7 protein-coding genes and 1 tRNA gene are annotated in these 9,548 nt (G+C 65.1%); 4 read left to right on the forward strand and 4 right to left on the reverse strand.

From position 1 onward, the window contains the following. The 3 genes from hemH to RMN84_RS09525 all read left to right on the forward strand — a co-directional run. Positions 1-901 (forward strand): ferrochelatase (gene hemH, locus RMN84_RS09515; RefSeq protein WP_309611935.1); only part of this gene is annotated, 901 nt, incomplete at its 5' end. A gap of 27 nt (positions 902-928) precedes the next feature. Next, the gene (gene phbB, locus RMN84_RS09520) at positions 929-1,651 is read left to right on the forward strand and encodes an acetoacetyl-CoA reductase (RefSeq protein ID WP_309611936.1); all 723 of its coding nucleotides are present in this window, start codon (positions 929-931) and stop codon (positions 1,649-1,651) included. Next, positions 1,632-1,934: a ribbon-helix-helix domain-containing protein gene (locus RMN84_RS09525; RefSeq protein ID WP_405051474.1), complete on the forward strand. Its 303-nt coding sequence runs from the start codon at positions 1,632-1,634 to the stop codon at positions 1,932-1,934. The genes phbB and RMN84_RS09525 overlap by 20 nt, the downstream gene beginning before the upstream one ends. Here RMN84_RS09525 and RMN84_RS09530 read toward each other — a convergent pair. From RMN84_RS09530 to RMN84_RS09540, 3 genes are all read right to left on the reverse strand, one after another. Then, positions 1,848-2,729 carry a hypothetical protein gene (locus RMN84_RS09530; protein WP_309611937.1) on the reverse strand — a complete coding sequence of 294 codons (882 nt, stop codon included), beginning with the start codon at positions 2,727-2,729 and terminating at the stop codon, positions 1,848-1,850. The two genes, RMN84_RS09525 and RMN84_RS09530, sit on opposite strands and share 87 nt — an antisense overlap. Continuing rightward, positions 2,719-7,338, reverse strand: a complete 4,620-nt coding sequence (locus RMN84_RS09535) for an NAD-glutamate dehydrogenase domain-containing protein (protein ID WP_309611938.1) — start codon at positions 7,336-7,338, stop codon at positions 2,719-2,721. The genes RMN84_RS09530 and RMN84_RS09535 overlap by 11 nt, the downstream gene beginning before the upstream one ends. Before the next feature lie 97 nt (positions 7,339-7,435). Further along, the gene (locus tag RMN84_RS09540) at positions 7,436-8,695 is read right to left on the reverse strand and encodes a hypothetical protein (protein ID WP_309611939.1); all 1,260 of its coding nucleotides are present in this window, start codon (positions 8,693-8,695) and stop codon (positions 7,436-7,438) included. A 286-nt stretch (positions 8,696-8,981) separates the two neighbouring features. Here RMN84_RS09540 and RMN84_RS09545 point away from each other — a divergent pair. Next, a tRNA-Thr gene (locus RMN84_RS09545) sits at positions 8,982-9,057 on the forward strand. Here RMN84_RS09545 and RMN84_RS09550 read toward each other — a convergent pair. Continuing rightward, positions 9,058-9,306: a helix-turn-helix transcriptional regulator gene (locus RMN84_RS09550; RefSeq protein ID WP_309611940.1), complete on the reverse strand. Its 249-nt coding sequence runs from the start codon at positions 9,304-9,306 to the stop codon at positions 9,058-9,060. Between the last annotated feature and the right edge of the window lie 242 nt (positions 9,307-9,548).

The following is a 9,548-nucleotide window of genomic DNA, read 5'->3' on the forward strand; positions in this document are numbered from 1 at the left end:
TCTCGCCGAGTTCCTGAGCGACCGCAGGGTGATCGAAATCCCGCCGATCGCGTGGTGGCCGATTCTCCATGGTATCGTGCTGCGCACCCGGCCCAAGAAAAGCGCGCACGCTTATGCGCAAGTATGGACCGACGAGGGATCGCCGCTGTTCGCGATTACGAAGCGGCAGTCGCTGGCGCTGCAGGCGCGGCTGGGCGACAGTGTGATCGTCGACTTCGCCATGCGCTATGGCAATCCGACGATTGCGGAACGGATCGAGGAGTTGATCGCCAGGGGTTGCACCCGCATCCTCGCCGCGGCGCTCTATCCGCAATATAGCGGGGCGACGACGGCTAGCGCCAACGACGCGATCTTTGCCGCCATTCGAGCGAGGCGCTGGCAGCCGGCGATCCGTACCCTGCCCTCTTATCAGGACGATCCGATCTACATCGACGCGCTGGCCGGCGATCTGGAGCGGCAGATCGCCGCGCTCGATTTCGTGCCGGAGCGGCTGCTGCTCAGTTTCCACGGCATGCCCGAGCGGACATTGTTCATGGGCGACCCCTATCACTGCCATTGCCAGAAGACTGCGCGGCTGGTCGGCGAGCGGCTGTCGATCCCGGTCACGATCAGTTTCCAGTCGCGCTTCGGGCGGGCCAAGTGGCTCGATCCGGCGACCGATGCGATGCTGGCTGGGCTACCTGGGCAGGGCGTCACGAGGCTCGCTATCGCCGCGCCGAGCTTCTCGGCCGATTGTCTCGAAACATTGGAGGAACTGGGGATCAGCGGGCGCGAGACGTTCCTGGCGGCCGGAGGCAAGGAATTCGCGCGGCTCGACTGCCTCAACGATGGCGAGCACGGCATGGCAATGCTGGAAGCGATCGTGCGACGCGAGCTTGCCGGATGGTGGCCCACGGCCTAGCCTGAAAGAAAAGCAGGAGAGAAAGCCATGGGCAGAGTCGCAATTGTAACCGGAGGAACACGCGGCATCGGCGAAGCGATCAGCCTCGCCCTCAAGGACATGGGCTTGTCGGTGGCGGCGACCTATGCCGGCAATGATGAGCGCGCCCGCGAATTCAGTGACCGGACCGGCATTAAATCCTACAAATGGGACGTCGCTGACCATCAGCAGTGCATGGATGGTGTCCGCCAGGTCGAGGCCGATCTCGGCCCGGTCGACGTGCTGGTCAACAATGCCGGAATCACTCGCGACACGACGATGAAGCGGATGGACCATGCCAAGTGGCAGGACGTGATCGACACCAATTTGGGCGGCTGCTTCAACATGGCGAAGGCGGTGTTCGAGGGGATGCAGGGCCGCAACTATGGCCGCATCGTCAACATCGGGTCGATCAACGGCCAGGCCGGGCAATATGGTCAGGTCAATTACGCCGCCGCCAAGTCGGGCATTCACAGCTTTACCAAGGCGCTGGCGCAGGAGGGCGCGCGCAACAACGTTACCGTCAATGCGATCGCGCCGGGCTATATCGACACCGACATGGTTTCCGCAGTGCCCGAGGACGTGCTGGCCAAGATCATCGCCAAGATCCCGGTCAACCGATTGGGCAAGGCGAGCGAAATTGCGCGCGGGGTCGCGTTCCTGGTCGGGGAGGATGCCGGGTTCGTGACCGGGTCGACGCTCAGCATCAACGGTGGCCAGCATATGTATTGAGGTGGCAGGCCCCGCCTATCACCCGCCGGTCAAGCGATCGGTGACCATCGCCGGGCACCAGACCTCGATCAGCCTTGAGCCCGTCTTCTGGCGCGCGCTGGAGACGGAGGCGCGGCGGCATGGGTTGGCAGTCAATGCGCTGGTGGCCAAGATCGACGCCGCCCGGCTGCACGCGCCGCGCCCACCCAACCTGACTTCAGCGCTGCGCCAGTATTTGTTCGGCGGCGGCGGCGATGGCGGCACCGAAGCGCTCGGCGCTGCCGGGCGCACGGTGGAGGAATAAGGCCGGCTCGATCAGTTCGAGCTCCATGATCTGCCACGCGCCACCAGCATCGGCGATCATGTCGACGCGGGCGTAAATGGCGGCGGCGGGCGCGGCGGCAAGTGCCCGATGGGCCAGCTCGATCGCCTCGGGCGGCGCTTCGACGTGTATTTCGGTCCCGCCAAGGCTCGGCTGGACGCGAAAATCGCCGGGCTTCGCGCGCTTCAAGACGGCGTGGCTGAATGCGCCGTTGAAGATCATCAGCGAGAGCTCGCCCTGCCCGACGATGCCTTGTTGAAACGGCTGGATCAGCATGCGGCGACCGGCAACTTCGGCCGGTACCACATCGTTCGGCCCGAGCCGGAAGGTGCCGTCGGCGCCGGCGCTGACCGGCGGCTTAACGACGAGTTCGGTTGCATCAAACCGGACGCGGGCATCGCCGAGGTCGGCGTCAGCGAGCGCATCGACCGCCAGCGTCGGGACGGTGGCGATGCCGCGCTCGGCCAGCTCGGCGAGATAGGCCTTGTCGCTGTTCCAGCGCAACAGCCCGATCGGGTTGACGACCGGCACGCGCGCCGCCTCCAGCCGATCGAGCAGCGCATGCCATTCGGCTTCGCGCGCATGATAACCCCATACGACCAGCGGCAGGACGATATCGACCCCCTGCCCCACGTCCGGGTCGGTCCAGGTCTGGGCGACGACCTCCAGCCCGGCGGCGCTGAGCGCGTCGGCCTGATTTTCCAGCGCCCAGTCATACGCTTCGGGATAGTCCGTCGCCGGGATCAGGACGGCGGCGCGGATCGGGCTAGCGGGCAAGCAATATCCTCGCTTGGCTGGCGATCTGGGAGAGCATCGGCACGCTGACCGCTCCGGCCGCCTTGGCACGCGTGACGAGGCTGCGAAACTGATCGATCCGGGCCTGATTGCGCTCGATCCAGCGCTCGACGCCCGCATCGCTGTCCGCAGCGCGCGATCGTGCGAGGAAGTCGATCCGCAACTGTTCGAAATCACGCGCCAACCCGGACAGGACAAGTCGCTCCCACGGATCGGAGGGGGTGAAGCGGACGAGCTGGTGGAGTGCCCAGTCGAGCCCGAGCGCTTCGCCGATCTGGGCGTAGGCACGAGTGAGGGAGAGCTCGTCGAGATCCTTGCGCGCCGCCAGCGCGGCAATGGCGAACACGCCGTCGAGCTCGTAGAGCCGGATCAGCGCGTCGACGATCGCCGGTTCGGCATTTAAGGCGAGCAACTGCTGGCGGCGGACGGCGGACTCGCCCTTGACCTCGGTTCGAATCAACTTCGAGCGATTGCTGCTGACCTTGTCGAGACCAGACTCGAACAAGGCCACCAGCGCGGACACGTTGGTTTCGCTCCCCGCCGCGCGAAGCACGTCGGCAATATGGGTGCGGATCGATCGCGCGGCGCTGGCAAACAGTTCGATGCGGGCCTGTTCGGGCAGGTCGGCCGCTTCGATCCGGGCCCAAAGTGGGCGCAGGTCGAGGAGTTTCTCGGTGACGAGGAAGGCGCTCGCTACCTGCGCCAGCGAGACGCCTTCTTCCTCGGTCAGGTCGAGCGCCATGCTCGGGCCGAGGCGATTGACCAGCCGGTTGGCAACCTTGGTCGCGACGATTTCGTGGCGCAGGCGGTGCGCGCGGACGGCGGCTCCATGCTTGCGGATCATTGCCCTGGGGAAGGCCGCGAACAGCTCGGCTTCCATGAGCGGATCGTCGGCCAGGTGAAGCGTCTCGGCCGCCGATTGCAGCGCCATCTTCGACATCGACAGCAGGACCGCCAGTTCGGGCCGGGTGAGGCCACGTCCCTCGACCCCGCGACGAAGCAACTCGTCGCTCGCCTCGATCCCCTCGACCTTGCGATCGAGACGGCCCGACGCTTCGAGAATCTCGATCGTGCGGACGAAACCGGGCAGGCCGGCAACGCCGCGAGCCTCGGCGATCGACAACGCCAGGCTTTGCAGTCGGTTGTCCTCGAGCACCAGATCGGCCACGTCGTCGGTCATGCGGGCGAGCAATTTGTTGCGATCGCCTTCTTTAAGCCGGCCCTCGACCATCTCGCGGTTGAGCGGGATCTTGATGTTGACCTCATTGTCCGAGCAATCGACGCCGGCCGAATTGTCGATAAAGTCGGTATTGATCCGTCCGCCCAGCTCGGCGAATTCGATCCGCGCGGCCTGGGTGATGGCGAGGTTGGCACCCTCACCGATGGCGGTGGCGCGGATTTCGCTGGCGTCGACGCGTAGCGTATCATTGGCTGGGTCGCCGACCACGCCATGCGTTTCGGCCGAGGCTTTCACATACGTCCCGATCCCGCCGAACCAGATCAGATCGACGTCGGCCTTCAGGATCGCATTGATCAGACTGGTCGGGTCGGTGTTGCGTTCGGTCAGACCAAGCGCGGCGGCGGCCTGCTTCGTCAGCACGATCGCCTTTTGCGAGCGCGGCACAATCATCGCGCCCTTCGACAGCGCCGTGCGGTCATAATCGTCCCAGCTCGAGCGGGGCAGCGCGAACATCCGCTCGCGTTCGGCCCAGCTCGTCGCGGGATCTGGTTCGGGATCGATGAAGATGTGGCGGTGATCGAAGGCGGCGACCAGTTTCAGTTGCTTCGACAGCAGCATGCCGTTGCCGAAGACGTCGCCCGACATGTCGCCGCAGCCGATGACGCGGATACTCTGGTTTTGGACGTCGGTGCCGAGCTCGCGGAAGTGGCGCTGGACCGAGATCCATGCGCCCTTGGCGGTGATGCCCATCGCCTTGTGGTCATAACCGTTCGACCCGCCGCTGGCGAAGGCGTCGCCCAGCCAGAAGCCGCGTTCGAGCGCGAGGCCGTTGGCGACGTCGGAGAAGGTCGCCGTGCCCTTGTCGGCGGCGACGACGAAATAGGGATCGTCACCGTCGAGCGTGACGACTGCTTCGGGATGGACGATTTTATCGGCGACGATATTATCGGTGACCGACAGCAAGGCGCGGATGAAGATGCGATAGCTTTCGGTGCCCTCCGCTAGCCAGGCGTCGCGGTCGACCGCCGGGCTGGGTAGATGCTTGGGATAGAAGCCGCCCTTGGCACCGGTCGGGACGATCACGGCATTCTTGACCAGCTGCGCCTTCATCAGTCCGAGGATTTCGGTGCGGAAATCATCGCGCCGATCTGACCAGCGCAGACCACCGCGCGCGACCGGTCCGCCGCGCAGGTGGATACCCTCGACGCGCGGCGAATAAACCCAGATCTCGCGCCACGGAATCGGCCGAGGCAAGCCCGGGACGAGGCTGGAATCGAACTTGAACGCCAGCGCTTCGGCGGCAGCCGGGGCGAAAGCGTTGGTGCGCAGCGTGGCGTCGACGACCGCGCGCAGAAGGCGGAGGATGCGATCATCGTCGATTGCGGAGACGGCGTGAAGGGCGTCGTTAAATTCATCGCGCTGACGCTCGACCTTGTCCTTGCGTCCGGCATCGTCGAGCGCGTGGGCGGCGCTGAACAGATCGACCAGTGCGGTCGTCGCCTGCGGAGCGCGGCGAAGTGCGTCGACGACCGTCGCCAAGCCATAGGCAACGCCGGTCTGACGCAAATAGCGGAACCAGGCGCGCAGCCACACCACCGGGCGCGGGTCGAGCCCGGCGAGCAGCACCAGCTGGTTGAAGGCGTCATTCTCCGCTGTTCCGCCGAGCACTGCCGAGATCGCGCCCTCGATCAGTTTGGCACGAGTGAGGATAGCGTCGAGGTCGGTCCCCTGCGGCAGTTCGAGCAGGAAGTCGTGGATCGTGCCGTGCGTTCCGTCGCCAAGCGCGGTCGGCACTTCCTCGAGCACGCGGAAGCCGAAATTCTCGAGCACCGGGACTGCTTCGCTGAGCGCAATCATGCCGCCGAGACGATAGGTCTTGAGCCGCAATTGCCCCGCCGCATCGCCTGACTGACGGGTCAGGCGGACGCCCCGCTGTCCCTGGCCGAGGTCGCCAAGCCGACAAATGTCGACCGCCGCCTCGTGTGCCGGCGTGCGCGAGCGATACTCCTCGGGCATCAGCGGGAGGTAGGTCAGCGCCAGTCGGGTCGCGCGCGACGCGCCGGCACAGGCCGCCAGCGCGGTCTCGACCCCCGGCACCCAGCCGCTGACCATCTCGACCAGTCGCGCGTCGAGTCCGGCGACATCGGGCAATTTCGTCTCCGGCGTGATCGCCAGCGTGTAGCGGATCAGCGCCAAGTCGCCGTCGCCAAGCTCGACCGACCAGCTCGTCACGCTTGTCCCCACCGCCGCTTCGAGCATCTGGCCGATCGCCAGCCGCCGCCGGGTGGTGAGTTCGTCGCGCGGTAACCAGGCGAAGACGAACAGCTGCCGCCGCAACGCTCCGGGCAGGAGCAGCATCGTCGGCCGCGGCCGGTCGGCCAGCGACATAGCGGTCAATGCTGCCTCGCGCACTTCGGCTGGTTCGAGCGAAATCAATAGGTCGTGCGGCAGAGTCGAAATGGCGTGGGCCAGCGCCTTGGCCGCATGGCTGTGCCGAGCGAACCCCAATTCCTGGTCGAGCTGGTCGAGCCATTGGCGAAGCACCGGCACCTGTTCGGCGGGCGAACGCAAGGCGGCGCTGGTCCACAGGCCGGCATGAATCGAAACAACTCCATCGCCGCGCCGGTCGAGCACCACATCGAGCGGTACCCGGCGGTGGACCGGCGAAACCCGGTCGGCCTTGAGGATCTGTACCGGCCACTGGCGCGCCGCAAGATGTTCGATCGCGGCGGCGTCGCCGTCATCCCACAGCGCCAGACTGCGGCGAAGGATGCCTTTGCCATCACAGATGGTGCCTCCGTGGCGCAGCGTGGCGTGACCGAGCAACGTGAAGTGATTGTCGGCCAGCCAGCGAAGCAGCGCCGCCCCCTCATCGTCGACCCCGTCGAGGCTGGCCGCATCGGCGTTCATCCGCTCGGTCATCTCGGGCCAGTCGGCAACCGCCCAACGCACATCGGCCAAGGAGTGGTCGAGGTCGACGCTCAGATCATGGCGCCCTCGCGCATCGGCGCGGTCGAGCTCGATATAGATGACCGACTCCGTCTCTCCAGTGCCAATCGAAAGCAACTTGCCCTTGGCATCACGGGTCGCCTTTATGATCGGATGGAGCAGGCGCTGAACGCCCAGGCCGCGCGCGGAGATGGCGGCGGCGACGCTATCCACCAGGAACGGCATGTCGTCGTTGACGATCGCCAGCTTCATCCGCCGATGGCCCACTTCGCCCCCGCTCGATTCCAGCCGTAATGCGACCTGGCCGGCGCGGCGCACCGAGGCCGTGTCGGCGATAAACTCAGCTGCATCGCGCTGATCGTCGGTCGTGAACCCCGTGACTTCCCCCGGCAGCGCATGGTCGAGCAGCGCCTTGCGCAGCGAGCCGGCGATCGACTCGTCGACGCGGGTCTGGGCAGTCATGGGGCAGGCTCCTCGGGGGTAGGAAGCCGCCGCATATAGACAAGGGATATGGTGCTGGCCAACCCCCGGACCGTGAGTGGCGTGGGCCGTGCCGGCGTCAGGCGGCCTTGCGCACCGCCCGTTCGAGCATCGCCCCGTCGGTCACCAAGCTGACGATTTCATGGACTCCCGCAGCGTTGCGGCGGGTGAGCACCAGCGCAAACTCGGCATTGGTCGGCAGTGCGGCGAGCGATAGGCTGGGGCGCGTCCGGAGCGCGGTACGCGCAATCTCGCCGCGAGCGTCGGGCCGCAGGCCGGGGCGACGGGCCTGTCGTTCGCCGGCAACCAATGCTTTCAATCCGCCCGGTTGGCGCTCGATGAACGCAAGGAAGCCGCCGAAGTCGACCCCGCAGCGCTCGGCAAAGCTGAGCGCGGCGGCAAATTCGGTCAGGCGGGTCTTGTCATAGTCGATGCCGAAGACGAGCTTGACGATCGGCGTCATCGGCGCGCGGGCCTGCGCCTTGACCCCGGCGTCTTCGAGGATCTCGAGATAGTCCTCGTTCGCACGGCGGGCAGCGACCGCGAAGTCATAAGCCATGTCGAGTGCGCGATAGAGGGCGGCGCGGGTGCGCCCATCCTGCTGCTTGCATACTTCGGCGCCGTCGCGCGCCGCGCTCAGCCGGTCGTGAAGGCCGGCATCGGCGTCGAGTACCGGCGACGCAATCGCATCATCATCGTTGAGTGGGCCGTCTTCCCACGCCGGGTGCACTGCATCGATGTCGGGGCTTACTGCGGCGACCGGCAGCGTCTCGGTCAGTTCAAGCGGCTCGGCGTCCATGTCAGGCAGGCCAACTTGTCCCGATGCGTCCTTCCAGTTGATGACGCCATAGATGAAGTCGATGGTATCGCCGTCGGACGAGAACGGCATCAGGATGCCGCGATAGCAGATGCTGTGGCCGATCTGGTTGACGAACTCGGCCTCGAACCCGATCGGCGCGCGATTGGCGATGATTTGCAGATAATGGTCGGTCAGACGCGACAGCAGAGAGCGGCTGGGAACGCCGGCAATCGATCCCACGTCTCCGGTCAGGCCGCACTCCGCGCGAATCGCGGTCCCGATGTAAGGCGTGGCGGGATTGCCGCGACCGGCGGTGAAATCGAGCAGCACGCTGTGCGGCGCGAAATCGGCGACACTTTCGGGCTGGAGGTCCTCGATCGACGGGAAATCGCGACCGCCGAGCAGAGACACCCAATAGTTGTAGGCGCGGACATGCATCCGCCGCTCGTCGCCGCCGATGGCGCTAACGACATCGTCATGGGACGGCGCAGCGGCCGCTTCGTCGGCCTGATAGGCCCCACCTAAACCAAAGCTGTCCACGGCGTGGTCCGCCCCCGAATTGCCTTCAGAACGGAGTGAATCTGAAGGAACATGTTTACGAAACCGTTAATCATTGGCTTGGGGGCGCGAGGTGGGGCTCAAAGCGGCAATGTCTTGCCGGCCGACCGCCACGCTGTTAGGAGCCAGCCCGCTCTTTTGAGCGCCGCCTTAGCTCAGTTGGTAGAGCATCGCATTCGTAATTAGCGGGTCCGCCCAAAATTTACGAACGAAACCAATGGGGTGGCGATTCGAGTTTGAAGTTAGTAGGGCATTAGTAGGGGCGAACGCCGCTTTAGCTCAGTTGGTAGAGCATCGCATTCGTAATGCGGGGGTCACAGGTTCGAGTCCTGTAAGCGGCACCACTAAATGCCTGATTTTGTTGATTTATTCGGCTCGGCCTCCTTCATCGGTCGGAGCAGATCGGCTGCCTCAACCCCGAGCGCTTTCGCTAATCTTCCAAGCGCCCTAACGCTCGGGTTTCGCTTGCCGGCTTCCAGCTCGCTTAAGTAGCTCCTCTTCATTTCAGCTTCCAGGGCGAGCGCCTCTTGGGTCAGGTGCTTTCCCTGCCGGGCCTCGCGAACATTTATCCCAAGGAGGTGGACCAAATCCATTTCGACAGGTGGGGACTAGGCGGCCTTGAAGTCTGTCCCCCAAACGTGACAATGTGCGCGAATGCCGTCGGTTGTTCAAAATCAGCCCGAGATCGATCAATCTGACCATCGCGCTGCTCCGCCAACGAGGGCCACTTCAAACTCGGCGGTAAGCTTTTGAGCGGCGTGGCGTTGATTATCGCTCACCCCGCAATTGTTGATGCACTTCAATCAATTCCGGCTTCTCTCCTCGCGCGCTCGGG

Origin of the sequence: Sphingomonas sp., assembly GCF_031380695.1 — a bacterium.
Lineage (GTDB): Bacteria > Pseudomonadota > Alphaproteobacteria > Sphingomonadales > Sphingomonadaceae > Sphingomicrobium.